Raw genomic sequence first — 26,822 nt, forward strand, 5'->3', positions numbered from 1 at the left:
GGCGGTTTCAGTCGACGAGAATCTTCGGGTTGGAACTGCCCCATACGGTGTACAGGTCGGCGAGCAGCGCGCCGTTGATTTCTTCCATTTCGGCCTGGGTGATTTCACCCCCGGCCTGTTTGCCGAACAGCACCACTTCGTTGCCACCCTTCACATCGGGGAAGTCGGTGACATCGACCATCAACGTGTTCATCGACACCTTGCCCACCACCGGCACACGGTGGCCGTTGATCAGCACATGGCCCTTGTTGGTGAACACCCGGCGGTAGCCATCGGAGTAGCCGACGGTGATGTTGGCCAGGCGCGAATCACGCGCCAGGGTGAAGGTGCGGTCATAGCCGACGGTGTTGCCTGCCGGGTAGCTGTGCACCGCTGCCACGTGCGACTTGAACTGCATGGCACGTTGGTATTCGGTGTGCGTCGGCACGGTGTCGCCGAACAGCGCGCCGCCGGTGCGCACCATGTCCAGGCGCGCTTCCGGCACTTCCAGCGTAGCGAAGGAGTTGGCGGCGTGCAGGGTGAGCTTGCTGCGATCAAGTTTCGCGTGCTTGATCAGCCAGTCGGTCTGCTCGTTGAACGCTGCCAGGCCTTTGCGCACATCGTCCTTGTCTTCCACGGCGAAGTGAGTCATCAGCGCGACCAGCTCGAGGTGCTTCTGGTCGGTGATCTGCAGCGCTTCACCCCGGCCGGACCAGGTAGCCATCTCCACGCCGTTGCGGCTCATGCCACTGGAATTGAGCGCCAGATGGATGCGCAGGGTCTTGCCGTGGCGTTCGGCGAGGGCATCGAGCTGGCGGGCGAACTCGGCACTGCCGACCAGTTCTTCCATGTTGTACTGCAAGGCATCTTCCACTTCGCTGAGGCTGGCCAGGCGCACCCGCACCAGTTGCCCGGTGAAGCCGCTGGCGCGGACCACGCGGGCCTCCTCGTTGCTGGCCACTGCCACGCAAGGCACGCCCTGGGCGATGATCGACGGCATCACCAGGCCGATACCGTGGCCATAGGCGTCGGCCTTGAGCACGGCGCACAGCTTGGACTTGCCGCCCAGCTCGGCCTGCAAGGTACGGATGTTGTGTTGCAGCGCGCCGGCACTGATTTCGACCCAGGCGTTGCTGTTTTGCGCGGTCAGGGCGGCGGTGCCGTTGTCCATCGACAGGGGTGGTGCGGCGTACAGCGGGGCCTGGCCGGTGATCAGCAGAGCGAGGGATGCAGCCAGGAGGGTACGGCGAAATGGCATGGTGGTTTCTCTTGTTGTTCGTGGTGTCTGCCGCTTAGCAGACGCAGGTGTGTTTGAGTTCGATGAAGGTGACGCCGGGGGTGGCGAAACCGCTGGCCAGATCGGCCTGCAGCGCATCCAGATCACGCGGCTGGCGCACCGTGCAACCAAAGGCACGGGCCAGGCCGATGAAGTCCGGATTGCGCGGCAGTACGCCGACCGGCTCGATGTCCAGGTCGAGCATGTCGTCACGGATCTGGCCAAGGGCGTCATTGTTCCACAACAGCACGACCAACGGTCGGTCCAGTTCCTCGACTGCCGTGGCCAGTTCCTGGGCGGTGTAGAGGAAGCCGCCGTCGCCCACCAGCACCAGGCCTGGGCGGTGGTCGCTGGCGAACATGCCGCCGATGCCGGCCGGCAGGCCGTAGCCGAGGGTGCCGTAGCCGGTGGGGTGCAGCCAGCTGCGCGGCGCCCGGCTGGCGAAGGCGTAGTTGCCGGTATAGGCCAGCTGGGTCATGTCGCTGCTGATGAAGGCATCGTCGGGCAGCACGGCGGCAATGCGGTCGAGGATTGCCTGGTGCACGGCCTGCAGCGGCGCATGCCCGCTGCGAATGGCCAGGCGCAGGTTGGCCACTGCTTCGCTGGCCTGGGCCGGGTCACGGTCCAGCGCTGGCAGGTGCTCGAGCAGGCCGGCCAGGGTTTGCCGGGCATCACCGTGCAGGGCGATGGCACAGGGGTAGAAGTCGTTGAACTTGCGCGGGTCGATGTCCACGCGCAGCAGCTCGCCGCTGATCGGCAGGCGCTCGCGCCAGAAGTCGGTGTCGGCCATTTCGGTACCCACTGCCAGCACCACGTCGGCCTGGCTGATCAGCTGCCAGCCGGGCTCGACGCACAGGCTGGCGCCGGCATTCAGTGGTGCGTCCGCAGGCAGCAGGCCCTTGCCGGCCACGCTGGTGAACAATGGCGCTGCCAGCCGGGTGCTCAGCTGCTGCAGCTGCTCGGCCGCGTGCAATGCCCCACCACCGGCAATGATCATCGGCCGCTTGGCGGCGGCCAGCTTCACGGCGGCCTGATCGAGGATGTCGCGGCACGGCCGGCCACGCCCGGGGCGGCGCACCACCTCAGCGCTCCAGTCACGGCTGACCGGCGCGGCCAGTACATCCAGCGGCACCGAGATGTGCACCGGGCGCGGCCGTTCGCTGTCGAACACGGCCCAGGCACGAGCGATCAGCTCGGGCAGGTCGTCGCCGCGCAGGGCCACGGCAGAGAACGCGGTAATCGGCGCGGTCATGGCGCGCTGGTCCTGGGTTTCGTGCAGACAGCCCCAGCCCTTGCCCAGGCTGGCAGTGTGGTTGACGCTGGAAATCACCAGCATCGGGATGGAGTCGGCGTAGGCCTGGCCGATGGCGGTGGCGGCATTGGTCACGCCCGGGCCGGTGATGACGAAGCACACCCCCGGCTTTCCGCTTACCCGTGCATAGCCGTCGGCCATGAAGCCGGCGCCCTGCTCGTGGCGGGTCAGCACATGGCGGATGCCGCTGCCCGGCAGGCCGCGGTACAGCTCCAGGGTGTGCACGCCGGGGATGCCGAATACCGTCTCCACGCCGTAGTTGGCCAGCAGGCGCACCAACGCCTGGCCGGCGGTCGGGGTGTGCTTATTCATGTCGTTCTCCTTGCGCCTGGCCGAGGCGGATCAGCGCGTCGACCGCGGTGGTGCCGTGGGCACCGACCATCAATGGGTTCACATCCAGCTCCAGCAGTTGCCCGGCGTTTTCGCAGGCGTAGTCGGCCACCGCGCGGATAGCCGCAACCAGTGCGTCGAGGTCGGCGGCCGGGCGGCCACGGAAGCCTTGCAGCAGGCTGGCGCTGCGCAGGCCGAGCAGCGCGCTGCGGATGGCATCGTCGGTGGTCGGCAGCAACAGGCTGACGCTGTCCTTGAGCAACTCGACCAGCACGCCACCGGCACCGATCACCAGGGCCAGGGCGAAGTCGTGCTCGCGCTTGATGCCGACGATCAGTTCGGCCAGCGGCGGCTCGGCCATCGGTTCGAGCAGCACCTGGTCGAACGCTACCTGCGGGGCGTAGGCGGCGATGCGCTGGCGCATCTGCACCAGCGCAACCTCGAGGGCGGCGGCATCGCGCAGGTTCAGCGCCACTGCACCGGCCTCGGTCTTGTGCGGCAGTTGCGCGCTGACCGCCTTCAATACCAACGGGTAGCCGACGCGGGCGGCATCTGCCACGGCGCGCTCGGGTGTGCTCAGCACCCCAGCCGGTACCGGCAGGCCGAAGCCACGCAGGGCTTGCTTGGATTGCCATTCGTCCAGCAGCTGGCCCTCGCCCCCAAGGGCCTGCGGGCACAGCGGCACCCGCGTGGCCTCACCCTGTTCCAGTAGCCGCTGGCGGTTGCGCTGGTAGGCGACGATGCGACCCCAGGCTGCCAGGCCATCCTCCACACCCTGCAGGGCGGCAATGCCACGCGCGTGCAAACGCTCGCGCGCGCAGGCGGGCAACAGCTCCGGGAATGCCGAGGTGACGAAGCCGATCTTGCCGTGGCGTTCCAGTGCATCGCAGTACAGCGCCAGCAGCAGGTCGCATTCCTTGCGTTCGCCGGTGAACGCCGCCGGGTAGTCCAGCACCAGCATGGCCGCGTCGGCTGCGCCGCTCAGGGTGCTGTCGAGCATGCGTTGCAGGGCCGCTGCATCACCCCAGATGGCAGTGGTGAAATCCAGCGGGTTGACCAGGTTGGCATAGGCCGGCAGCACCTCGGCCAACTGCGCCACCTGCCCTTGTGCAAGCTTCGGCAGGACCAGCTGGTTGCGCTCGGCATAGTCGGCGATCAAGCCGGCATCGCCACCGGAACAAGCCAGGGCGATCAGCTCGCCATTCACCGGCAGGCGGCCACAGGCGGCGGCCTTGAGGGTTTCGACGAAGCTTACCGGGCCACTGACGCGGATCACGCCCAGGCGCTGGAACAGGCTGTCGTACAAGGCATCGGAGCCGGACAGCGAGCTGGTGTGGCTGAGCGCCAGTTCGGCGCCGATCTGCGACACGCCGGTCTTCAACGCAATGATCGGCGTGCCCTGCTGCAATGCCTTGCAGGCGGCACGGGCGAAGCCCGGCACGTTCTTCAGGCCTTCCAGGTGCAGGCCGATGGCGGTTACCCGTGGGTCGTCGAGCAGCACGTCCATCAGCTCGGCCACGCCCAGTTGCGCCTGGTTGCCGACCGAGGCCATGTAGGCCACCGGCAGCGAGCGGTCGCTCATCGACAGGTTGTAGGCGAAGTTGCCGCTCTGGGTGAGGATCGCCACGCCCTTCTCCACCTGCTGGCCACCATGGGCCACCGGCCACAGGGCAGCGCCGTGCAGGTAGTCGAGCAGGCCGTAGCAGTTGGGGCCGAGCAAGGCCATGTTGCCGGCGGCGGCGAGCAGGCGCTGCTGCAGCTGGCGGCCCTCTTCGCCGCTTTCGGCAAAGCCCGAGGCATAGCAGATGGCGCCACCGGCGCCGCGTGCGGCCAGCTCGGCAACGCACTGCAGGGTCAGTTCGCGGTTGGTGGCGATGAACACCGCGTCCGGGGCATGGGGCAAGTCGGCCACCCGCGCCACACAGGGGATACCTTCGAGGCTGTCATGCTGCGGGTTGACCAGCCACAGCTCGCCGCCAAAGCCACCTTCGGCGCAGCGCTTGAGCGCCCGCGCCATGCTGCGCCCGCCGACGAAGGCCAAGTGCCGGGGGGCCAGCAGGCGCTTGAGGTTGTCACGAATCGAATGCGACATGGGTGTTCTCCTGGCGCTCAGCGCAGCAGCGGGCGCAGCAGTTCGCGGGCGATGATGTGCCGCTGGATTTCCGAGGTGCCTTCCCAGATGCGCTCGATGCGTGCGTTGCGCCAGATGCGCTCGACCGGCCCTTCATCCATCAGGCCCATGCCGCCGAAGATCTGCACGGCTTCGTCGGCAACCTTGCCCAGCACCTCGCTGGCGAACAGCTTGGCCATGCCGGCCTCGCCGTCGGTCATGCTGCCCTGGTCCATCTTCCAGGCGGTGTGCAGGGTGAGCATTTCCGCAGCGCGAATCTGCGTGGCCATGTCGGCCAGCTTGAACGACACGCCCTGGTAGCTGCCGATGGCCTGGCCGAACTGCTTGCGGTCGGCGGCCCATTGCAGCGACAGGTCGAGGGCACGCTGGGCCTGGCCCACGCAGTTGGCGGCGACCATCACCCGGCCGGCGGTGAGCCAGGCGTTGGCCACCTCCCAGCCCTTGCCGACCTCGCCCAGCACCTTGCTGGCCGGCACCCGGCAGTCGTCGAAGAACAGCTCGTAGGTGTGGTAGCCACGGTTGCTCACGCACTTGGGGCCACGGCGGATGGTCATGCCCGGCGTGCCCCGGTCGACCAGGAAGGCCGTTACCGCGTTGCGCTTGCGCCCGTTGTGCTCGTAGGTGTCGGTGACGGCGAAGACGATGGCGAAATCGGCGTGGCCGGCATGGCTGATGAAGTGCTTGCTGCCGTTGATGACGAAGTCGTCACCCTGGCGCACGGCACGGGTCTTGATGGCGTTGGCATCGGAGCCGGCGCCCGGCTCGGTGAGAGCGAAGCAGTCGATCTTCTCGCCCTGCACGCAGGGCAACAGGTAGTCGTTGATCTGCTCGTCCTTGCAGGCCATGAGGATTTTCGATGGCCGCGCGACGAACACATGCAGGGCCCAGGACACCTTGGACAGTTCGCGCTCGATCAGCGCCTGGGACAGATAGTCCAGGCCACCGCCGCCGACCTCCTCGGGCATGTTGAAGGCATAGAACCCGGCAGCGATGGCCTTGCCGCGGATCTGCGCAGCCAGCTCGGGCGACACGGCATCGGCGCGGTCCACTGCCTCCTCATGGGGCAACAGCTCCTTGGCGACAAAGCTGCGTACCGCTTCCACCAACATTTCTTGTTCTTGGGTCAGTTGGAAATTCATCTGCGAAGGTCCTGGTGAGGGTCGGTTATCGGGTTACTGGCCAGTGAAACGGGGGGCGCGGCGTTCCACCGAGGCTTGCAGCGCCTCGGCACCGTCCTGGCTGCGGCCGCACAGCAGGCCGGCCTGGCGCTCGGCCTCCAGCTGCTCGGCCAGGGTGCGCCGGGCGCCGTCGCGGATCAGCCGCTTGGTCTGCGCGTAGGCGAAGGTGGGGCCGTTGGCCAGGCGCCCGGCCAGCTCGGCGGCCACGGCGGGCAGTTGCTCGTCGGCACAGACTTCGCTGACCAGCCCGGCCGCCAGGGCACGTTCGGCACCCCACAGTTCATCGAGGAACAACAGGCGCTTGGCCTGCTCGCTGCCGATCAGCCGTGGCAGGTGCCAGCTGGCACCGGCATCGGGGCTGTAGCCCATGCTGGTGTAGCCGGCCTTGAAGCGCGCCGAGGCCGCGGCGATGCGCAGGTCGCAGCACAGGCTGAGGTCCATGCCACCGCCCACGGCAGTGCCGTTGATGGCAGCGATGGTGGGCTTGTCGAGGCTGTGCAGGCGCAACATCAGGGCGTGGGCGGTTTCGGTCCAGCCGTAGCTTTCCAGGGTGCCCTGGGCCTCGGCCGCAGCCCATTCGGCCAGGTCGGCACCGGCACAGAAGCTGCGCCCGCTGCCGGTCAGCACCACCACGCGCACGGCCGGGTCGTTGTTGCAGGTTTCCAGCAGGGCGTGCAGTTGCTTGAGGGTGGGGATGTCCAACGCGTTGCGCTGCTCGGGGCGGTTGAGGGTGATCCAGGCAACGCCGGCTTCGACCTTGCTCAACAGTGACGACGACGGGGTGGTCATGGGGGGCCTCGGTGTTGTTGTGATGGTTTGAGAGGGCTTGATGAGGGAGATACTAAACGAGTGTTCAACAAGGCGGCAATTGGGCGGGGGTGGGGCTGTAACAACGCTTGAAAACGATATATGTCGTTGTTTTTATTGGTCTTATTTGTTGAATCAAGGTTGAGATAGGAGGTGATTGTTACAACTTTGTACAACTGACGGATTGCTGGGGGCGCTTTGCGCCCCATCGCGACACAAGGCCGCTCCTACAGGGGAATCGCGCATAGGCCCGGCCTCGCGCGATCTCTTGTAGGAGCGGCCTTGTGTCGCGATGGGCCGCAAAGCGGCCCCGGCAATCTTCAGCCCAACACCCGAATCAAACCCCCGGCACACTCGGCTCGAAGGCCCCCTGCCGACGGCGGTTGACGAAGAAGTACGCCGCATAGCACAGGGCAATGAAGCCAAAGCCCCAGTACAACGACGGCCGCTGGGTTTCATCCAGCGCCAGGAACACGAACAGCGAGCTGCACAGGGTGATGCACAGCAGCGGCACCAGCGGGTACAGCGGCGCCTTGTACTTCAGGTCCTGCAGTTGCCCACCTTCACGCAGGTAGACCTTGCGGAAGCGGTACTGCGCCAGGGCGATGACGATCCAGGTCACGGTGCCGGACATGCCACTCACCGCCATCAACACCATGAACAGGGTGTCGGCGGCAACGAAACTGGTCATCAGCGAGATCAGCGCAAAGCACAGGGTGATGCTCAGCGCCCGCAACGGCACGCCACGCTTGCTCAGCGGCGACAGGCTTTTCGGCGCCATGCCGCTCTTCGACATGGCCCAGAGGATGCGCGTGGAGGCATACAACCCGGAGTTGCCCACCGAAAGGATGGCCGTGAGGATGACGAAGTTCATCAGGTCGGCGGCAAAGGGGATGCCGACCATGTCGAACACCTGCACGAACGGGCTTTCCATCAGCCCGGCCTGCTCGAACGGCACGATGGCCGAGAGCACGGCAATCGCCAGCACGTAGAAGATCAGCACGCGGAACACCACGTTGCGCACGGCCCGTGGGATGCTCTTTTCCGGGTGCTCGGTCTCGCCGGCCGCCACCCCCATGATTTCACAGCCCTGGAAGGCATAGACCACGGTCATCATCACCGCGAACACCGCCGACAGGCCATGGGGGAACAGCGACTCGCCCATCAGGTTGTCCAGCATCGGTGCCGGCGCCCCGCTGCTCAGCGGGATGGCGCCGAAGATCACCAGCAGGCCGATGATGATGAAGCCGAGGATGGTCGCCACCTTGATCCCCGAGAACCAGTACTCCGCCTCGCCGAAGGCACGGGTGGCCAGGGCATTGAGGCCGAACAGCACGACCACGAACAGCGCCGACCAATACCAGATCGGTACCTCGGGGAACCAGCGGGTCATCAGCATGCCGGCGGCGGTGAACTCCAGGCCCACGGTGGTGGCCCAGCTCATCCAGTACACCCAGCCGATCATGAAGCCGGTGGCCGGGCCGATGAACTTGGTGGCGTGGGCCTGGAACGAACCGGACACCGGCATCTGCACCGACAGCTCGCCCAGGCAGACCATCACCAGGTACATCAGCAAACCCGCGACCAGGTAGGCCAGGATCGCGCCTATCGGGCCGCCCTGGTTGATGGTGACGCCCGAGCCCATGAACAGCCCGGTGCCGATCACCCCGCCCAGCGACAGCATGAAGATGTGCCGGCTTTTCAGCGCGCGGGTGAGCTGGATCTTTTCGCGGTTGTCAGTCATGGCGCACCTCGCCTTTGCGGCTGGTGCCAGGCCGCGCGGGGGTGCCGCGCGGAGTGGTAGGAAGGAGGGGCTGAGCGCTACGGCATGTCATTATTCTTGTCTCCAATAAGCCTCATGGACCGCGTGCAACACGGTTGCCATGGATTATTGGAAACGGATGTAAGGTGCCGTTGTACGAACGGATCGAAGATGTAAAAAGTCGTAAGTTTTTTGTACGTCAGCTCTGGATCAGCTGTTCCAGGGTGACGCGGGCCTGGGCGAGCTCGGTGGCCAGCGGCGCGCCGAGCGCTTTCAATGCCTGTTCGTCATGCTGCCGGGCAGCGTCCTCAAGGCGTCGCAACAACGCAGCCAGGCCAGAAAAACCCAGGGAGTCGCAACTGCCGGCCAGACGGTGGGCCAGGTGCAGCACTTCGGTAAAGTCCTGGGCAGGCAGCGCCTCGGCCAACGCCGTGGCGTGATGTTCCAGCGACTGGCGCAGCACCTTCAACAGGCCTTGCAGCTTCTGTTCACCCAGCAGCGAGCGGTGGGTGTCCAGCAATGACCAGTCCATTGTCGCGTCGACGCCCGCCACTTCAGCGGGCGCCGCTTCGGCCAGCGCCCGGCGCAGGTTGTCCAGCCGCAGGGGCTTGGCCAGCACTCCCTGCATGCCGGCATCCAGGTACCCTGGCACTTGCCCCGGTTGCACGCCAGCCGTCAGTGCCAGGACCCGGCTGTGGCGGTTCGGCCCGGGCGTGGCACGCAGTTGCCGGCACAGCTCCACCCCGCTCATGCCGGGCAGGTGCACATCGAGCAGGATCAGGTCGAAGCGCCGCTGTGCGCAGGCCAGCAGGGCTTGCCCGGCGTCCTCGGCAAAGCTCACCCGGTGGCCATCGCGCAGCAGCAACCCACCGGCCACCTCGCGGTTCAATGCCACGTCCTCGACTACCAGGATATCCAGGCTGGCCAGGGGCGAAGGGGCTGGTGAGTTGGCCTGCACTGGCTGCCCGCGAGCCATGTCGAGTTCGAACCAGAAGCAACTACCCTGCCCTTGCACGCTGTCCAGGCCAATGCAGCCCCCCAGTTTTTTCACCAGGTGCTTGCAGATCGCCAGGCCCAGGCCGGTGCCGCCGTAGCGCCGGGCCACCGCCTCGCTGGCCTGGACGAAGCGGTCGAAGACCCTGGCCTGCACAGCCGGCTCGATGCCGATGCCATTGTCGCTGACCGACACCCGCACGCGCTGCGATCCCTGGTCACTGGCCAGTACCTGCACCGCAAGCCGCACCTGGCCGTGTTCGGTGAACTTGATGGCGTTGGCCAGCAGGTTGCTGAGCACCTGGCGCAGGTACTGTTCGGCACCGTGCTGGTACTCGGCCAATTGCTCGTCGATGTCCAGCTGCAGGGCGTCGCCATTGTCCCGGGCCATGGGTTCGAGCAGCGCCAGCACTTCCTGGCACAACTGGCGTAGCGAAAAACCGACCAGCTCGGCGCGGCTCTCGCCCTCCTCGAGGCGGGCGAAATACAGCACCTCGTTGAGAATCGCCAGCAGCCCCTCGCCGGCCTTGTACAAGGCCTCGACGCGCTGGCGGTCGGCCGCCTCCAGCCGGCTTCCGCGCAGCAGCTCGGCCATGCCGAGAATGCCGTTGAGCGGTGTGCGCAGCTCATGACTCATGGTCGCCAGGAAGCGTGACTTGGCCAGGTTGGCGGCTTCGGCCTCGTCCTTGGCCCGGGCCAGGCTGGCGGTGCGCCGCTCGACCATGGCCTGCAGTTCGTCGCGCTTGTCCTGCAACGCCAGGCGGTCGCGCTCGCGGCGCTCGATGTCACTGAGGATGGCGCGGCGCATGTCATCCAGGGCATTGGCCACGGTGTCGATCTCGTCCGGGCGCGTCGAGGTGCGGCGCCCCAGGCGCAACGGTTCCTGCCACTGGCCGGCGCCAATACGCCGGGCGAACTCGGCCATCACTTGCAGGTGGCGGGTGACCAGGCGGTAGAACAGCCCCGACAGCGCCACCGCCAGGCCACACAGGAACACGCCCATCCACAGCAGGCTGGCAAGGCCAGTGGCATACAGGCGCCTGTGCACCGCGCCCAGGTCGATGCTCACTTCCAGCTCGCCCAGGTGCCTGGCCGGCCCCGAGGGCGGCTGGTAATCGAGGGGGAAGCGTTCGATGCGCAGCGGCCCCTTGGGCTCGGCGGCGCCGCGCAAAAGCTGGAAATCGTCGCTGACCAGGCGCACCCGGGCGACATCGGAAAAGTCCACCAGGCCGCGCAGTTGTGTGTCCAGCTGTGCCTCGTCCAGGTCCCACAGGCTGCGCTCCAGGCTGGCCAGGTAACCGGCGCGGATCAACGCCATGCGCGCCTCGATATCGCGCATCTCGCGGCGGTACTCGAAATACAGCTGCACCGAGCTGGCCAGCACGGTGAAGCACAGGCTGAACAGCAGGATGAACAGCAGCAGGCGGCGCAGCAAGCCATCGGTGCGCAGGCGGATCATCGGGTGTCCGCCGGCAGGTTGACCATGTCGCGGTAGGTCACTTCGCTTTGCTCCAGCCAGCGCTCGATCTCGCCGGCCTGGTTCATGCGCAGCAACTGCGCGTCGATTTCGTCCATATGCTGGCTCAAGGGCGATTGCCGTGATATCGCAACGCGCAGGTAGTCCACGCTCAGGGCCGTGGGCAATACGCGGATGTCCTGCGCCCCGGGCAGGTTTTCGATGAACAGCTGGCCGGTGCGCCGCTCCTGGATCACGTAGTCGATGCGCCCACGGATCAGCTTGCCGAAGTTCTGCTGGCTGGACGACACCCGTTCGATGTTCTGGTGGCGGGCGACGAAGCGATCGAAATCGGCGCCGTAGCTTTCGCCGTACAACAGGCCGCCGCGGTAGCTGGCCAGGTCCTCCAGGCGCTGGAACTGCACTGGCCGCAGGCGGTTGTAGAACACCGCCACTTCCTCACGCACCACCGGCACCGTGGAAAAGCGCATGCGTTGGTCACGCTGGTCGCTGTTGTAGGCCAGCACCACGTCCACCCGCCCGGCGGCGGCGTCCATCAGGCAGCGCTTCCAGTTGCCCAGCACCACGGTCTGCACTTCGTAGCCCATGCGCGCGAACAGCTCTCGCACCACGGTGGGGGCCAGGCCACGCACCTGGTGGCCGTCACTCCAGGAAATCGGCGGGTACACCGGGTAGTCGCAATAGCGCACCGGCTGCTTTGCACTGGCTTGCACGGCGAACAATGCCAAGGCCAGCACCCAGGCGCTGCGGGTCATGCCGCCACGCTGGCGGTGAACAGGTAGCCGGTGCCGTGGATGGTGATGATCAGCTGGGGCTCGGCCGGGTCGTCGTGCAACTTGCGCCGCAGGCGGCCGACCAGCACGTCGATGGAGCGGTCGTTGGGCACCCACTCGCGGTTGCGGATCTGGTCCATCAACTGGTCGCGGCTGAGCGTGTGGCCGCTGTTGCGCAGGAACACGCTGAGCAACTGGAACTCGCCATGGGTCAGCAGGGTTTGCCCGCCACGGGCGTCGATCAGGCGCCGGCGGTCGGTGTCCAGTGCCCAGTCGGCGAACTGCTTCAGCGATTGCGCGCAGGCCGGCGCCGGGTGCACCTCGCGGGCATGGCGCACGCGGCGGATCAGGTTCTTGGCGCGGGATACCAGTTCGCGGGGGTTGAGCGGCTTGATCACGTAGTCGTCGGCGCCGCATTCCAGGCCGACGATACGGTCGATGTCGTCGTTGCGGCCGGTGATGAGGATGATGCCGACCTCCGAACGTACCCGCAGCTCGCGGGTCAGGGTGAGGCCGTCCTTGCCGGGCAGGCGGATGTCCAGCAGCACCAGGTCGACATCCTGGCTGCCGAGCAGGGCTTCGGCCTTTTCCGCGGTGTCGGCGCAGTGCACGTCATAGCCTTCCTGAGACAGATAGGCCTGCAGCAAGTCACGAATAAGCGGATCGTCATCGACGATCAATACCCGAGGCGTCATTGCGTGTCGTCTCTTTTTTTTATTGGTTTGTTCTACACACTCGCGACAGCAGCGTACTCGTTACTGAACAGGCGATCAACAGCCCTCCGGCAGGCTGAAGCGGCGCCGGCCACCGGCCTGCAGGCCATCGACCCAGGCCTCGCAGATCAGCACGCCCTGCTCGGGGGTGAAGGTACCGGGGTTGAGCCCCGACTCCAGCCACAGGCCATCGAGCAAGGCGCTCAGGCTGATGGCCGCGAGGTCGGCATCGAAGCCCTGCCAGCCCTCCTCCCCGGCCAGCGTGGCCAGCAGCCCGCTCAGTTCGTTGCGGTATTCGCCATAGGAATGGTCATGCACCTGGTTGATCGCGTCGGCGGTCTTCACCGCGCCCCAGAACGCCAGCCAGGCGTCGAGCAATTGCGGGTCGAGCAGCTCGGCGCAGAACGAGGCGCGGAAGAACGCCGACAACCGCTCGCGGGCATTGGGCGCGGCCTGGGCCATGGCCTCGCGCAGCAGGCCCATCACCCGGCCGGTGACCGCCATGTAGGCTTCGGCCACCAGCTCATCCTTGCCGGCGTAGTGATGGCTGATCAACCCGACCGAGACCCCGGCCTCGGCCGAAATCTTGCGGATCGACGCGCCCTGGAAGCCATGGCGCTTGAGGCATACCAGGGTCGCCTCGACCAGGTTGGCTTTGCGCAATTCCGGCAGCATGCGGTGGTAGCGGGCTTCCTGGTTCATCGGCGGCTCTCGGGCTGGGGCTGGACTGAACGACTGTACAACAAGCCGGACTGCGTGATAAACCCTTGGCACCCATGCCCACAACAACAAAAGCGGCTGCCATGAACGACCTGATCACACGTGACCTGGACCAGGGCCTGCTGACCCTGGCCTTCAACCGCCCCGACAAGCTCAACGCCTTGAACACCGCCATGTACCAACAGCTGGGCGACCTGCTGCTGGCGGCAGGTGAAGACCCTGATGTCGAAGCCATCATCATCACCGGTGGGCCGCACTGCTTCAGCGCCGGCAATGACTTGCGCGACTTTCTCGACAACCCGCCCGCCGACCTGGACAGCCCGGTGTTCCGCCTGATGCGGGTGGTGATGGGCCTGGACAAACCGCTGATTGCCGCGGTCAGTGGTGCGGCGATAGGTATTGGTGCCACCTTGCTGTTGCATTGCGATCAGGTGCTGGTCAGCCGTACGACCAAGCTGCGCATCCCTTTCGCGCCGTTGGGCGTGTGCCCGGAGTTTGGTTCCAGCCTGCTGCTGCCGCGCTTGCTTGGCCATGCCCGGGCGGCTCGCCTGCTGCTGGCAAACGAGTTGCTTGATGGCGAACGGATGGTGGCCTGGGGGCTGGCCAATGAACTGCATGAAGACGGTGAACAGTGCCTGGCAGCTGCCCGGCGCCTGGCGCGGCAGCTGCAAGGCTACCCGCAGGCGGCGCTGCGCATCAGCAAGCGGCTGCTCAAGGACGGCCAACGGGCCGAGCTTGAGGCGACAGTGGCGCGGGAAAGCCGGTTGTTCATCGAGTGCTTGCGCACTGAAGAAGCGCGAGCGGTGTTGCGAGGGTTGATCAAAGATTGAAAGCCTGGGGCCGCGTTGCGGCCCATCGCCGGCAAGCCAGCTCCCACCTCGACTGCATCGACCTCAAGCCTTGTGCAATACCTGTGCGAGCAACTGTCTTGTTCAAATTCCAAAAGTTGGCGCGATTCCCTGTAGGAGCGGCCTTGTGCCGCGAAAGGGGTGCGAAGCGCCCCCAGGACCTTCGCATCACCACAGCATTGCCGGGGCCGCTTTGCGGCCCTTTCGCGACACAAGGCCGCTCCTACACGAGATATGAGCAAGCAAATGCTAAAGGTCGGCCAGCAGGCAATGTGCGGGGGCTAATCAAGAATTGAATAGGTTGACACGGTCCCTTGTAGGAGCGGCCTTGTGTCGCGAAAGGGGTGCGAAGCGCCCCCAGGATCTTCGCATCACCACAGCATTGCCGGGGCCGCTTTGCGGCCCTTTCGCGACACAAGGCCGCTCCTACACGAGATATGAGCAAGCAAATGCTAAAGGTCGGCCAGCAGGCAATGTGCGGGGGCTAATCAAGAATTGAATAGGTTGACACGGTCCCTTGTAGGAGCGGCCTTGTGTCGCGAAAGGGGTGCGAAGCGCCCCCAGGATCTTCGCATCACCACAACATTGCCGGGGCCGCTTTGCGGCCCTTTCGCGACACAAGGCCGCTCCTACACGAGATATGAGCAAGCAAATGCTAAAGGTCGGCCAGCAGGCAATGTGCGGGGGCTAATCAAGAATTGAATAGGTTGACACGGTCCCTTGTAGGAGCGGCCTTGTGTCGCGAAAGGGGTGCGAAGCGCCCCCAGGATCTTCGCATCACCACAACATTGCCGGGGCCGCTTTGCGGCCCTTTCGCGACACAAGGCCGCTCCTACACGGGACCGCGTCATGCCCGATATATGAACAAGCCGGCCAGCAGACAGTGCCATGCACCGTGTTGGGCTCTTCGCGGGCACGCCCGCTCCCACAGGTAATATGACACGCTCTCGAGCATAGCTCCTTGTGCAACAGCGCAGCCCAAAGGGCTGGGCTCATGGCCGGGATATGAGGTGCTAATAGCCGGTCATCTCCAGATACCCACGCCCACCCGCACTCCCGGTCAAGCGCACTGGCCCCTCCCAATACGGGAACCGCGTCTCCATCCAGGCCTGCGACTCCACAGCCTCGACCTGCACATCCACGCCATGCCCCGGCACCTGCACCCGCCATCGCGTCGGCACCTGCTTGCCGTTCTTCTGCCGGGCCCAGGCCAGCGCCTGCAGCTGGATCTGCGCACCCTGCAGTGCTACCACCTCACCCTGCGGGCCAACCCAGGTCCCGGCGCGATACGCCTCCCCCTGCATTTCGCGCACCTGGAACAGCATCAGCCTGGCGCCACTGTCCAGGTGCAGGGAAAACCAGTCCCAACCCGTCTGCCCGGCAGCCAGCGGCTGGCTGCTCCATTCCCGGTCCAGCCAGGCCTGGCCGGTGACTGCAATGCACTGGCCGCCACGCTGCACTTCCCCACTCACCCGATAGAACGGCTGACTGTAATAGTACGAAGCCTGCCCCTTGCCGGACTTCTCGCTGTAGCCCTGGTCCCCGTGCAGCACCAAGGGCCGATCGCTGTGCAGTTGCAGGTCATAGCGAAAGCCGTCACCACCGGCGACCATTTGCAGATGCTCGATGCCACTGCTGCCCTGCAACGACCAGTCATTGATCCACGCCCGGAACGGCTGGGCTTGCACGCCAGCCTGGCCGATACCCCCACGCGCCAAGGTTTCGCCAGACCGATGCCCCCCGGGACCGGTCAACGCCGCGTGCCCCATCCACAGGTTCGGGCTGTTCCAGCCAGCAGTCTCGGGGCCTGGGCGCAGGGCCGAGCGAAACAGCGTCCACTGCGCGCCCCAGTCCCGCCCCTGGAGGTCCTGAAGGTTGGCGGTGACATACCACCATTCGATGCGAAAGCCATCGTGGGCCCCGTGGTCCCGCGGAAATTCCAGGCGATGGCCGCGGCTTACCTGGCTGAACTCGCCCGCCTGCTGCCCGAGCCCGGCATAGCTTTGCTCGGCGGGCTGGTCACAGCCGCCCAGCAACCCACACAGCAACAGCCAGGCGCTACGTTTCATCGGCAAACGGCCTCAACAGTTCGCGCGGCTGGCGACGCGCCAGCTGCCACAGTGGCCAGGCGCTGGCCAACAGGCTGGTAAACATGCCCAGCACGGCCAGGTGCAGAAGTTGCGCAGGGAACACGTAGAGCGGCAAACGCCAGCCGAATGCCTGCACGTTCACCACCGCGACCAGGCACCAGGCCAGCAGGATGCCCAGCGGAATCGCCAGCAGCACGGTAAGGCTGCTCAGCAACAGTGTCTGCCCAAGGCTCAGCCACACCAGATGCGTGCGCCGCACACCCAGTGCCCACAGCGGCGCCAGCTGGCCCAGGCGGGTGTGGCCCAGGGTCAGCAGGTTGATGAACAGCGCCACGCCTGCCACGCCAAGGGTGAGGCTGTTGAGCGCGGCGGTGGCGGCGAAGGTGCGGTTGAACACATCGGTCGACCAGCGTTTGAGACGCGCCTGCTCGACCACGCGGCTGTCGTCCAGGGTGAAGCGCTGTTGCAATGCGGCCTCGAGTGCCGACACCTGGTCGCCCACCAGATCGACACTCAACCCGGTCAGGGTTGCCTGTGGCCAGTGCCCGCGCAGCCAGCCGGCATTGACCAGCATGTGCCCTTTGGGGTTGCCGTAATCGGCATAGATGCCCACAACGCTCAGGGCTGGCGAAGTGTCTGCGGGCAGCCTCAGGCGATCACCCAGCTGCAGCTTCAGTCGCCTGGCCAGCTGTTCACTGAGCATCACGGCCTGCCCAGCGGCCAGTTGTTGCCAGGCCTGCTTTTGCTGCGCCAGCAATGGCCAGCGTGTGCGATAGACAGGATGATCGACGATGCCCTGGACCTGCACCGGCCAGCCCTGCAGCTGTGTTTCCACACGCCAGCCGGGCAATACCACCTCCACCGAAGGTTGCTGCCCGAGCCACTCGGCTATCTGCAAGCCCTGGGCGGTATCCCTTGGCGTGACATACAGGTCGGCGGACAGGCGCAGGTCAAGCCAGCCGACAAAGGTCTTGCGAAAGCCCTCGGTCATGCTGCCCACCCCGACACTGGCCGCCAGCGCCAGCAACAGCGCCATCAACGCCAGGCTCAGGGCCGGCAATTGCTGGCGGCTGTCGGCGACGAACCATTGCGCCAAAGGCCGCTGGCAATGGCGCGCCAGCCAGGCCAGCACCCGGTCGAGCAAGGCTGGCAGCAGCAGCGCCGCCGCCAGCAGCAAGCCTGCCAGCAGGCCGAACGCGCTGGGCAGGCTGTCGCCCAGCACACCACAGCCCAGGGCCAGCAAAAGCAACAGGCCGGCCACCATGGCCTGGCGCCGCAACCAAGGCCCCTGGGCCAACCGCCAAGCCTGAGGTTGCGCCAGCGCCAGCAACGGCAAGCGCGCCGCACGCAGTACACTGCCCAAACCCGCCAGCAGCGCCCCCAGCACGCTCACCAGCACGCCCATCAGCCACCACCCGGCGGGCAGGCTCAGCGCCCCGGCGACCTGGGCGCCATACAGGCCGCGCAAGCTGGCGGCCACATCGGGCAGCAACCACGCGGCCAGCCCGTAACCACTGGCCACGCCGGCCAGACCGCCCAGCACCGCGAACAGCCCCAGCTCCAGCACCAAGGCGCACAGCAAGGTTTGCAGGCTGATGCCACAGGCGCGCAGGTTGCGAATCAGGCCGCGCCGCTGTTCCAGTGCCAAACCGATTGCGGCATGGGCAATGAACAGGCCGACGACGAACGCCAGCAGGCCAAGGGCGGTCAGGTTGAGGTGGAAACTGTCGGTCAGCCGCTGCAAGCCGCCATCGTCCTGCCGGGGTTGCAGCTCAAGGTAAGGCGCGATATCCGCCGGCAGCGGCCCCGGCGTGGCAGCCACCAGCAAGCGCGACAACTGACCGGGTGCATGCAGCAACGCCTGGGCGTGGCCGATATCGACCACGATCACCCCTGGGGCCAGCGCTGGCTGTAGAACCAACGGCGGCAGCAGCTGCCCTTCGCTGTCGCGTGCTGAGGCCCCGGGGCCGGCATGCAGCTGGCGCAAGGTGTCCGGCCCGACCCAGGCTTGCCCGGGCATGCCGACAAAGGCCTGCAGATCGAACGTTCCGGGCTGCACACCGGCGATGCTGCTGGCCGGCGGCAGGCTCAACGGCTCGATGCCGATCAACCGCACGCTGCGCGCCGGCTCACCAGCAAAGCGCAAGCGCCCTTCCAGTACCGGCGTCACCGCCCAGCCCAGCCTGCGCAACTGCACGTACAGTGCCTGGTCGAAGCGCTCGCCACGGCGCGGCACCAGTTGCGCCTGCAACGGCCCGGCCAGCACCGCGCTGGCCCGGGCATAGTCGCTGCGTGCCTGGCTGTTCAGCGCCTGCACGCCGGTCCACAGCGCCGTGGCCAGCCACAGGCCGGTGAAGATGCTGAAAAACTGCACGCGATGGCGCCGCCAGTGGCTGAGCAGCGCCAGCAGGGCCAGCGATAGAAGCCTCATCCGCCCTGCTCGGGCCGCACACGGCCGGCCTGCAGGTAACAACGCTGCTGCAAGCGCGCCGCCAGCCGCGGGCTGTGGGTCACCATCAGCACCCCACTGCCAGTCTCGGCGACCAGCTGCAACAGCAGGCTCAACACCTCATCGCTGCTGGTTTCATCGAGGCTGCCGGTGGGTTCGTCGGCCAGCAACCAGGCCGGGCGCCCGGCCAGGGCGCGGCCGATGGCAACCCGCTGTTGCTGGCCGCCAGACAATTGCTCCGGGTAACGCACCAGCAAATCCGCCAGCCCCAGGCGCTGCGCCAGATAGGCCAGCCAATCGGGATCATGCCGACCGGCCAGCCGCGCCTGGAACGCAAGATTGGCCCCCACGTCCAGGCTGCTGATCAGGTTGTACTGCTGGAACACCAGGCCTATGCCCTCTCGCCGCCACAACGCCAGCGACGCCTCGGAACGGCTGTCGAGCGGGGTATCGGCGATCAGGATGCGGCCACTGTCGGCACGGTCCAGGCCGGCCACCAGGTGCAGCAAGGTACTCTTGCCGCTACCCGACTCGCCCATCAGCGCCAGGCTGCTGCCGCGCGCCAGGCGCAGGTCGACGCCCTGCAGCACGGGGAGCGGGCCCTGGGGGGTAGGGAATGATTTGTACAGTTGCTCGATGACCAGCATCGACGGGCCTTGGTAGGTTCAGGTGTTTTCTTAGGAATAGCAGGTTCATCGCGGCGTGAACGAACACTCGTCGTTTTCCTCGATAAAGCAATTTCCGGCTCTATTCGAAAAGCGGTTTCCAACTTCAACCCTAGATGAACTTATTAAATCCACGCCCCTGAAAGCCTTACCGAAAAGTCAACATAAACAGCCCCGCACCAATAAAAAAAGACACTTCCTACAGAAAGTTCTTTTTATTGGTCGATATCCACTTTCGTACGAGAAAACAATGATCTGAATCAGAAACCATCGACTACGATCAGCATTCACTTTGCACCCGTTAGTTACGGCAAGAGACTCAACCATGGAAAAACCAGTAGTTCTGCACGCCGCTGGCCAGGTCGATATCGCTTTGGAAAGCGCCCACCAGTACGCCTATTTCCAGCTACTGGAATTGCTGTATCACGTACACGACGACGATCTGGAACAACGCCCACTTGCTCGAGAGACGAGACGCCGATTACGGCTGGAAGTGTCCCCCAGCCTGTCTTTCCCTGTTGCCGACGTGTTGCGCGCCGATCGCTTGAAGGACGACCGCTACCGCATCCAGGCAAGTTTTCTGGGCCTGCATGGCACAGACTCGCCACTGCCCACTTACTACCTTGACGAGATCGCCTACGAAAACGCACACGGCATCGGTTTACGCCCGGCTTTCCTCAATTTCTTCAACCATCGCCTTCATACCCTGCTCCATCAAGCGTGGCGCAAGTACCGCTACTACGTACGCTTCCAACCGGGCGCGAAGGACGGTTTCTCCCGCTATGTCTTCGCCCTGATCGGCCTGGACGACTCAGCACTACGCGGCGCTACGCCGCTACCCTGGAGCCGCTTGCTCAGTTTCGTGGGAATGATCGCCAGCCGCAGCCGCTCCCCCGGCATGGTAGCCGGCATGATCGCGCATTGCTTCGACCTCCAGCAGGTTGCCATCCGCGAATTCGAAAAGCGCACCGTCTCGATTCCCACTTCCCAACGCAACTGCCTGGGGGCCAGAAACTACCAACTCGGCAACAACTTCCTGGTTGGCGACAGCATCGAGTCACGCAGCAGCAAGTTCACCATTGTGATCACAGGCCTGAATCAGCAGCAGTTCCACGAATTCCTGCCCAGCGGTGACAACTACCAGAGGCTGGCACGGCTGGTGGAATTCCTGCTCCGTGATGTCGGGGCCTATGACCTGGAGTTACGCATGTGCGCCGAGCAAGCCCCACCCTTCAGCCTACGGGCCGAGCAAGGCACCCACCTCGGTTGGACAAGCTTCATCGCCAACCGCAATGACCCCACGCCTCCCCCTGTTCGCATCACGGTACGCACATGAGTACAAATGTTCTCTCCCCCAGCGTCACGCTCACCGTCCTCAACCCGGAAAAACTCTTGCACGGCAGCGAACCGCGGCATCGCTTCGATCGGGCTGGCGGCTCCATCGGCAGTCAAGGTGACTGGCGCCTGCATGATCGCGGCGTTCGCATCCTGCCGGTGCACTGCGAAATCAGCTGGCATGAAGGCCATTTCTGCATCGTTGACCACAGCGGCAAGAGTTTCATGAATGGCAGTGACACCCAGTTGCTTTCGGGTACGCCTGTCCGCCTCAGGCACAACGACAGACTGCAGATGGGTGACTATCAGATTGCCATACACCTGGGCGAGGACGAGGAAGAGCCGCAGCCGCATACCCGCAGGGACCCGCTCTCCGAGGTGGGGGTTGATCAGCAGATGTGCCCGCTGCAGGTACTTGGCGTACCGATTACGGATATCGCCGGATTTTTCCAGGCCTCAATGCCTGGGCCTGTGGATGAGCTTGATCCGTTGGCCTATCTGGACAGGGCCGCACAAGCCCGGGTTGACCCGGCCATAGTCGAAATCTTCGGCAAGGAGGTGCAATGAACAAGCCTGTAGGTTTGCTACTGGCCTGCCTGGCGATCAGTGGCTGTACTTCGATCAGCAAGATCTACCAGGTGGCGATGGATCCGGCTCTGCCTGTCGGTGGCCCCAACAATGACATCAGCCACCTGGCGCTAAGCCTCTACGCCGCAGACCCGCCTGCGCCTGTCAGCCTCGAACCGACAGATTCAGGCACACAGGTACCGCTGCATGGCCACCCGGAACAGCTGGCGGCCAACCTCAGCGCCACAAGTCCTGTCGAGTTGACTGACAAGCTGAGCTCATTGGCGGAGCAGCTGCACCGCAACTACCCCGCTTCTGTCGAGGGCGAGCAAGCCATCGTCGGGCCGAAGGCGCCTGCGGCATTGGCCAGTTACGCAACGCCCCAAACTGCTTTGCCTGAGGAACTCGGCCTGCAACCACAACACCAGGCCCCGTCATCCATCGTTTTCAAGGTACTTCAGCTCCGGGACGATTCGTTGTTGCTGGATGCCACTTATGAGCAAGTCGAAGAAGACCTGGATAAAGCGCTGGGCACCACGCTGATCAGCGTCGATGACTACCGTCTGACCCCTGGCCAGTTCAAGTTCATCGAACACGAAGAAATCAACGAGCGCACCCGCTACATCGCCGTCGTTGCTCGCCTGGGCGATAACCCCAAGGGCCGCTGGAAAGATGCAGTACGCATCCAGGCACGCGGTTACAACCATACCGTACACGTTCACTTCGAGAACAACGCCGTTGATACGGCGCGCTACAAGGTTCACACCACGGGCGCAAACAACCCCTTCACCCGCCAGCTCTTTGCAGGGTTCGCCCTGCCGCAGCGGTTGTTGCGTGACGGCACGGCCAGCGAAGTGGCCGGGCGATAGGGCACGGCGCAGGCCACCCAAGAATCCTGATACCAGTGGCCTGGGTCGGGATTCGTTGTCTGTTTGTTCCGGTGCCTGGTTCGGCCTTCACAGGATGCTCATTTCTTTATTGGACGGATCATTTGTCACGGCGGTATTCACTGTCTTGCCTGAGTTCGCTGGTAGACCGAGGAAAAGTACAGGCCGCGCACCAGGGGTGGGCTGCTGTAGCGGTCACTGACCAGTACATCACCAAGGAAATTCAGCAACATCTCCTGCGCCCCGCTCAGCTCCCGAAGCAGCGAGCAGGCGCTCTTGCCCGTGCTGCCAGGCGCTTCCACGGTAGCGCTCATCAGATGCCTGCCGAGGCGCCCCAGGAAGCCCTGATAGGCTCCCTCCAGCTCCTGCAGCCAGGCATCGAAGTCCTTTACCGAACCCAGCGTGAAGGTAAAGCCCTGCACCTCTTCCCGCTCACGGGCCGGGAGCGCGGCGAACAGTTCCTCGAAACCGTCCAGCAAGTCGAACTTGCTCATCACCACGTACAGCGGCAAGCGCGTACCCAGCTCACCGCCCAGCTCCGTCAGGCGCGCACGCAGCATGAATGCCAGGTCACGTCGCGCCTTCGCCGATCGCCCGAACAGGTTGACCATATCCACCAGCAAGACCACGCCATTGAGTGGCCGTCGGCTGCGGTTCTGGGCAAGCCAGCCAATCATGTGCCGCCACAGGCGTCGCTCGACGCCCGCCGGCAGGCCTGTGGGCTCGGCCAGTTCTCTCCCTTTCAGTGCCGCCTCCTGCACAGCTGGCAGGGTGTTGTTTTCGCCCCCCTCCTCCTTGATGGGCTTGACCACATACGCCGGGCGCTCAGGCTGGCTGATGAACTCGCCCGGCGGATCGATCAGCACCGCGTCGTCACCTACCCACCAGTCGATGCCAAAAGCCAGGTCCGGATCCGTACTGGCCCGCTGGGTGGCGCCATCGGTGCGGGCGAGTGCAAAACGCTGATCCGAACGGCTGACGAAGCTCGACTTGCCCGCATTCTGTTCGCCAAGGATGAGGTACCACGGCACATCGTAACGGTGCCCGCGGCCACCTTGGCTGTCGCGCAAGCGGGCCAGGCTGCTGTCGAGGGAGCGCTGCTGGGCCTGCAGATACACCAGGCTCGGGTCTTCCACCTCGCGCCGCTGCCGTTTCTGTTCGCGTACGATCGAGCGGTTGCGCCGATGCACCCACGCGCTCCATGCCAGCAATGTACGGCAGAGCCCATCCCGTTGAATGGCCAGGCGCTGTGTGAAACCGTGCGAATGGGGCGCCAGGGCGGCAAGAAAGGTGAAATTTTCAGCATTGATCGGGTCAGCAGCCAACGCCAGAAATCCAGCGATCACGTACAGGACTTCAAACCCTTCGAGGCCCTGGACCGCGACTTCCCGTTGGCCGAGCCGACGCCCGCCCGCTACTACAAGCTGGACATCGAGCAGGAACCCGTCAATGACAAGGTGCAACACAGGATTAGCCTGGTGCATCACAACCTTGCGCCCTACCTTGGCCTGCACGAAGAACTCAACATCGACCTTACCTGCAGCAACGGGCGCCTTGCGCAGCAGCTCAGGGTTGGCGAAGTCGATGTGACCACCCAGGACACCCCCTCGTTCGTCACCTATCGCAACCTCTACCCCGGCCGCTACAAGCACGACAACGCCGGCAAGCCGTTTACCCAGACCCGCGTCAACGCCTTGTTCGGCGATGCCCGGGTGGCCCAGGTCAAAGGCGACGACGCGCGCCTGCAGCCGGGCATTGCCTTCCAGCTGGCCGGCCATGCCCGTGAGGACATGAACATCCTCTGGCGGCCGATGCAGATCAAGCACAAGGGGCAGCAGTTCACAGCGCTGGAAGAGGATGCCGCCGAAGCTGAAGTCGGCACCTCCTACACCCTCACCGCCACCTTGATTCCAGCCCGGGTCGAATGGCATGCCCCTGCGTGCCCCAAGCCCGTGATCGACGGCCCGCAGATGGCCAAGGTGGTCGGCCCGCCCGGCGAGGAAATCTACTGCGACGAGCACGGCCGCGTGCGCGTGCAGTTCCCCTGGGACCGCCTGGGCCAGGACGACGACAAGAGCTCGTGCTGGGTGCGGGTGACCCAGGCCTGGGCCGGTGCCACCTGGGGCCATATGGCCATACCCCGCATTGGCCAGGAAGTGGTGGTCAGTTTCCTCGATGGCGACCCTGACCAACCTGCGTATCGCGACCACCCGCCCTGATGGCCATCGGGTCAGCTGGCTCACCTATGGCAGCGGCCACCTGCTCAGCCTCAAGCTCGACGAGCACGAACTGCTCAGCTACCAGCGCGACGACCTGCATCGGGAAATTGGCCGCGAGCAAGGCAACGGCCTGGTTCAACGCCAGACCTGGACCCCGAATGGCCAGTTGCAGCAGCAGACTCTGGCCCGACGCGGCGCCACCCGGCGCATCGCGGTGCGCGACTACGAGTACGACCTCAGCGGCCAGCTCACCCGCGTGGATGACCTGAACCGTGGTGACACCTACTACCGCTACGACCCGGTCGGCCGCCTGCTGGAAGCGGGCGATTTCTACAAGAAAGAGCTCTTCGCCTTCGACCCGGCGAGCAACCTGCTCGACCCGCAAGCCCCGCCCGGCCCCAACCCACACTCACCCCGCCGGATCAACGACAACGTACTGCGCAGCTACTGCGGCACGCAGTACCGCTATGACGAACGCGGCAACCTGGCGGAGCGCACCACGGGCAGCAAGAAAGGCCACTTTGACTGGGACCTCTACAACCGCCTGCGGCGGTACGAGGATGACCGACTGATTGTCACCTTTGCCTACGACGCGCTCGGGCGGCGGTTGTACAAGCACTCACGCTCCAAGTACCGCGACCGACCACAGGCCGGCCCGGTGTGGAACCAGAATGCCCGGCGGCAGCGGGATGAAGAGTTGGGTTGTGGGTACACCTGGTATGTGTGGGAAGGCGACACGCTGGCATTCGAGTGCCGGGACCGGGAAGGCAAAGGCCACACCACTCACTATGTGTTCGAGCCCGGGACCTTCGTGCCGGTGGCGCAGGCGGTGTCCAACCATGTCGTCGAGTTGTTGCGGCAGCCGGTGTATGTGTTCCCGTATGACATCGACAAGGATCCGGTGTGGCTGCATAAGCCGATGCCGAAAGCGTTTGATGCGATGGCTTGGTACCAGTGCGATCAGCTGGGGACGCCGATGGAGTTGACCGGTGAAGATGGGGAGATTGCCTGGAGCGGGAGGTACAAGGCCTGGGGTTTGGCGGAGGAGCAGCGGAGTGACGGGGCGAAGTGGGCGGAGATTCGTAATCCGCTACGCTTTCAGGGGCAGTATTGGGATGTTGAGACGGGGCTGCATTATAACCGACATCGGTACTATGACCCGCAGGTCGGGCGGTTCATAGGTAAGGACCCAATTGGTTTCTGGGGTGGGATCAATTTCTATGCCTTTGCTCCGAATCCAATTGAATTTACAGATCCGCTAGGGTTAGTAAAAAAAACACCTGCTTTAGGCAGTGAAAAAAATCCCTTTGCTACATCCCGAGGAGCGCGACGTGAAGCCATGAGACAAATACGTTTACCGACGAGCCAGCAACCTGTCAGCCAATCGAGAAACCAGTCAGGATTTGAATATCGCTTTGAAACATCCCAAGCTGGAGGAGGAAAGGGATTGGCATCGGTACAGCAACAAACAATGGATCTAAGCCACCCAGATAAGCCTCACTGGGAGGCAGGAACGGTTAAACTTGATGATCAAGGCAACCCAAGAATGAGCAAACACTCACGCCCGCAAATTCAAAATGGAAAAGGCAAAGCATTTTATGAAAAGGAGTGCTGCCAATGAAAGCCGACCACTATAAAAAAGAATTACTTTACCGAAAAGCACAGGGAAATAAGCGCCTGAACAAATTTGAGTCAAAAAAAGAGAATTTGATTTCAAACGCAAAAAATTGCGCCACACAACTTAACCTAAAAGAAACCGATAAACTAATCCAAACAATCGGGGCAGCACACTGGTCTTCGTTCACCAGTGCAGCCTTTCCATCCACCGCAGATTTCTTTAATTACATCGAAAACAAATTAAAACAAAAGGAATACCACATACTAATTGATGATGACTGGAGATATTGCGGAGCAATACTTGCAAAGGATAACTGCGAATTAAATAAAAATTTCAATTTTGACGAAAACGAAAGCGATGAAATTAGATTTATTTCTGCAGACCTCTCTACATTTGCATCAATAGATTACATTCACAACCACTACCCTCCCTACTATGAATACTTAATTAAATGGCGCTAAAGCAGAGCAACAGGGTCCGGATGGCGGGGGGTGAGGACGAATATGGGGAGATTGTCTTAGGCGGGAATTACTTAGCGGAGGATACACGGCGCGACGAGGCCAAGTGAGTAGAACTCGCAATCTACTACTTTTTTGGCAGCATTTTAATATGGAGACGAGGCTACACTACAACGAAAGGAACCGGCAGGCAGGTCCCTCTCTAGCACTAGCAAAAGCAACCAACTCCTAACAG

Annotated in this window: 20 protein-coding genes and 2 pseudogenes; 8 read left to right on the forward strand and 14 right to left on the reverse strand. The window is 64.1% G+C overall.

The window, feature by feature from the left end; genetic code table 11:
• Positions 1 to 7 precede the first annotated feature (7 nt).
• The 10 genes from alr to CAG00_RS19730 form a co-directional block, all read right to left on the reverse strand.
• Positions 8 to 1,237, reverse strand: coding sequence for an alanine racemase (gene alr, locus CAG00_RS19685; RefSeq protein ID WP_085665123.1), 1,230 nt, complete (start codon positions 1,235 to 1,237; stop codon positions 8 to 10).
• Between the two features lie 34 nt (positions 1,238 to 1,271).
• Positions 1,272 to 2,879 carry a 5-guanidino-2-oxopentanoate decarboxylase gene (locus tag CAG00_RS19690; RefSeq protein WP_085665124.1) on the reverse strand — a complete coding sequence of 536 codons (1,608 nt, stop codon included), beginning with the start codon at positions 2,877 to 2,879 and terminating at the stop codon, positions 1,272 to 1,274.
• Positions 2,872 to 4,989 (reverse strand): acetate--CoA ligase family protein, encoded by a 2,118-nt coding sequence (locus CAG00_RS19695; protein ID WP_085665125.1) that lies wholly within the window; start codon positions 4,987 to 4,989, stop codon positions 2,872 to 2,874. Before CAG00_RS19695 ends, CAG00_RS19690 begins: the two co-directional genes overlap by 8 nt.
• 17 nt (positions 4,990 to 5,006) lie before the next feature.
• Positions 5,007 to 6,167, reverse strand: a complete 1,161-nt coding sequence (locus CAG00_RS19700) for an acyl-CoA dehydrogenase family protein (protein ID WP_015270769.1) — start codon at positions 6,165 to 6,167, stop codon at positions 5,007 to 5,009.
• A 33-nt stretch (positions 6,168 to 6,200) separates the two neighbouring features.
• Complete coding sequence (locus CAG00_RS19705) at positions 6,201 to 6,995, reverse strand: enoyl-CoA hydratase/isomerase family protein (RefSeq protein WP_085665126.1); 795 nt, start codon at positions 6,993 to 6,995, stop codon at positions 6,201 to 6,203.
• Positions 6,996 to 7,350: 355 nt separating this feature from the next.
• Positions 7,351 to 8,757: an amino acid permease gene (locus tag CAG00_RS19710; RefSeq protein WP_075044924.1), complete on the reverse strand. Its 1,407-nt coding sequence runs from the start codon at positions 8,755 to 8,757 to the stop codon at positions 7,351 to 7,353.
• A 217-nt stretch (positions 8,758 to 8,974) separates the two neighbouring features.
• The gene (locus CAG00_RS19715) at positions 8,975 to 11,227 is read right to left on the reverse strand and encodes an ATP-binding protein (RefSeq protein ID WP_085665127.1); all 2,253 of its coding nucleotides are present in this window, start codon (positions 11,225 to 11,227) and stop codon (positions 8,975 to 8,977) included.
• Positions 11,224 to 12,000: an ABC transporter substrate-binding protein gene (locus CAG00_RS19720; protein WP_085665128.1), complete on the reverse strand. Its 777-nt coding sequence runs from the start codon at positions 11,998 to 12,000 to the stop codon at positions 11,224 to 11,226. Before CAG00_RS19720 ends, CAG00_RS19715 begins: the two co-directional genes overlap by 4 nt.
• On the reverse strand, positions 11,997 to 12,713 hold the full coding sequence (locus CAG00_RS19725) for a response regulator (RefSeq protein ID WP_012271826.1): 717 nt from the start codon (positions 12,711 to 12,713) through the stop codon (positions 11,997 to 11,999). The genes CAG00_RS19720 and CAG00_RS19725 overlap by 4 nt, the downstream gene beginning before the upstream one ends.
• A 75-nt stretch (positions 12,714 to 12,788) precedes the next feature.
• Positions 12,789 to 13,433, reverse strand: coding sequence for a TetR family transcriptional regulator C-terminal domain-containing protein (locus CAG00_RS19730; protein WP_015270774.1), 645 nt, complete (start codon positions 13,431 to 13,433; stop codon positions 12,789 to 12,791).
• A 101-nt stretch (positions 13,434 to 13,534) separates the two neighbouring features.
• Between CAG00_RS19730 and CAG00_RS19735 the strand changes: the two genes are divergently transcribed.
• The gene (locus tag CAG00_RS19735) at positions 13,535 to 14,281 is read left to right on the forward strand and encodes an enoyl-CoA hydratase (protein ID WP_085665129.1); all 747 of its coding nucleotides are present in this window, start codon (positions 13,535 to 13,537) and stop codon (positions 14,279 to 14,281) included.
• 1,031 nt (positions 14,282 to 15,312) lie between these two features.
• Here CAG00_RS19735 and CAG00_RS19740 read toward each other — a convergent pair.
• The 3 genes from CAG00_RS19740 to CAG00_RS19750 are packed head-to-tail and all read right to left on the reverse strand — an operon-like array spanning position 15,313 to position 19,485.
• Positions 15,313 to 16,368: a lipocalin-like domain-containing protein gene (locus CAG00_RS19740; protein WP_085665130.1), complete on the reverse strand. Its 1,056-nt coding sequence runs from the start codon at positions 16,366 to 16,368 to the stop codon at positions 15,313 to 15,315.
• A complete protein-coding gene (locus CAG00_RS19745) occupies positions 16,358 to 18,820 on the reverse strand; it encodes an ABC transporter permease (RefSeq protein WP_085665131.1) in 2,463 nt (820 codons plus the stop codon). Before CAG00_RS19745 ends, CAG00_RS19740 begins: the two co-directional genes overlap by 11 nt.
• Entirely contained in the window at positions 18,817 to 19,485 is a 669-nt protein-coding gene (locus CAG00_RS19750) for an ABC transporter ATP-binding protein (RefSeq protein ID WP_085665132.1), read from the reverse strand. Before CAG00_RS19750 ends, CAG00_RS19745 begins: the two co-directional genes overlap by 4 nt.
• Positions 19,486 to 19,828: 343 nt before the next feature.
• Here CAG00_RS19750 and tssG point away from each other — a divergent pair, with 343 nt between their 5' ends.
• Genes tssG through tssJ form a run of 3 tightly spaced genes read left to right on the forward strand, consistent with a single transcriptional unit; the run spans position 19,829 to position 22,274 of the window.
• Entirely contained in the window at positions 19,829 to 20,839 is a 1,011-nt protein-coding gene (gene tssG, locus CAG00_RS19755; RefSeq protein WP_085665133.1) for a type VI secretion system baseplate subunit TssG, read from the forward strand.
• Entirely contained in the window at positions 20,836 to 21,405 is a 570-nt protein-coding gene (locus CAG00_RS19760) for an FHA domain-containing protein (RefSeq protein WP_085665134.1), read from the forward strand. The genes tssG and CAG00_RS19760 overlap by 4 nt, the downstream gene beginning before the upstream one ends.
• Positions 21,402 to 22,274 carry a type VI secretion system lipoprotein TssJ gene (tssJ, locus tag CAG00_RS19765; protein ID WP_085665135.1) on the forward strand — a complete coding sequence of 291 codons (873 nt, stop codon included), beginning with the start codon at positions 21,402 to 21,404 and terminating at the stop codon, positions 22,272 to 22,274. Before CAG00_RS19760 ends, tssJ begins: the two co-directional genes overlap by 4 nt.
• A 137-nt stretch (positions 22,275 to 22,411) precedes the next feature.
• Here the strand turns inward: tssJ and CAG00_RS19770 are convergent, their stop codons facing one another.
• Positions 22,412 to 23,482, reverse strand: coding sequence for a type VI secretion protein IcmF/TssM N-terminal domain-containing protein (locus CAG00_RS19770; protein ID WP_256579068.1), 1,071 nt, complete (start codon positions 23,480 to 23,482; stop codon positions 22,412 to 22,414).
• A 75-nt stretch (positions 23,483 to 23,557) separates the two neighbouring features.
• On the opposite strand from CAG00_RS19770, the pseudogene CAG00_RS29305 reads away from it, so the two are divergent.
• From CAG00_RS29305 to CAG00_RS28310, 4 genes and pseudogenes are all read left to right on the forward strand, one after another.
• Positions 23,558 to 23,866: pseudogene (locus CAG00_RS29305) on the forward strand (type VI secretion system baseplate subunit TssF); the annotation flags it as partial.
• Between the two features lie 57 nt (positions 23,867 to 23,923).
• Positions 23,924 to 24,487: pseudogene (gene tssI / locus CAG00_RS29310) on the forward strand (type VI secretion system tip protein TssI/VgrG); the annotation flags it as partial.
• Positions 24,488 to 25,451: 964 nt separating this feature from the next.
• The gene (locus CAG00_RS29315) at positions 25,452 to 26,132 is read left to right on the forward strand and encodes an RHS repeat domain-containing protein (protein WP_371915772.1); all 681 of its coding nucleotides are present in this window, start codon (positions 25,452 to 25,454) and stop codon (positions 26,130 to 26,132) included.
• Entirely contained in the window at positions 26,129 to 26,590 is a 462-nt protein-coding gene (locus CAG00_RS28310) for a hypothetical protein (protein ID WP_139832810.1), read from the forward strand. The genes CAG00_RS29315 and CAG00_RS28310 overlap by 4 nt, the downstream gene beginning before the upstream one ends.
• Positions 26,591 to 26,822 lie beyond the last annotated feature (232 nt).

It is taken from the genome of Pseudomonas sp. B5(2017), from assembly GCF_002112825.1.
In the GTDB taxonomy this organism is placed as follows: Bacteria; Pseudomonadota; Gammaproteobacteria; order Pseudomonadales; family Pseudomonadaceae; genus Aquipseudomonas; species Aquipseudomonas putida_Z.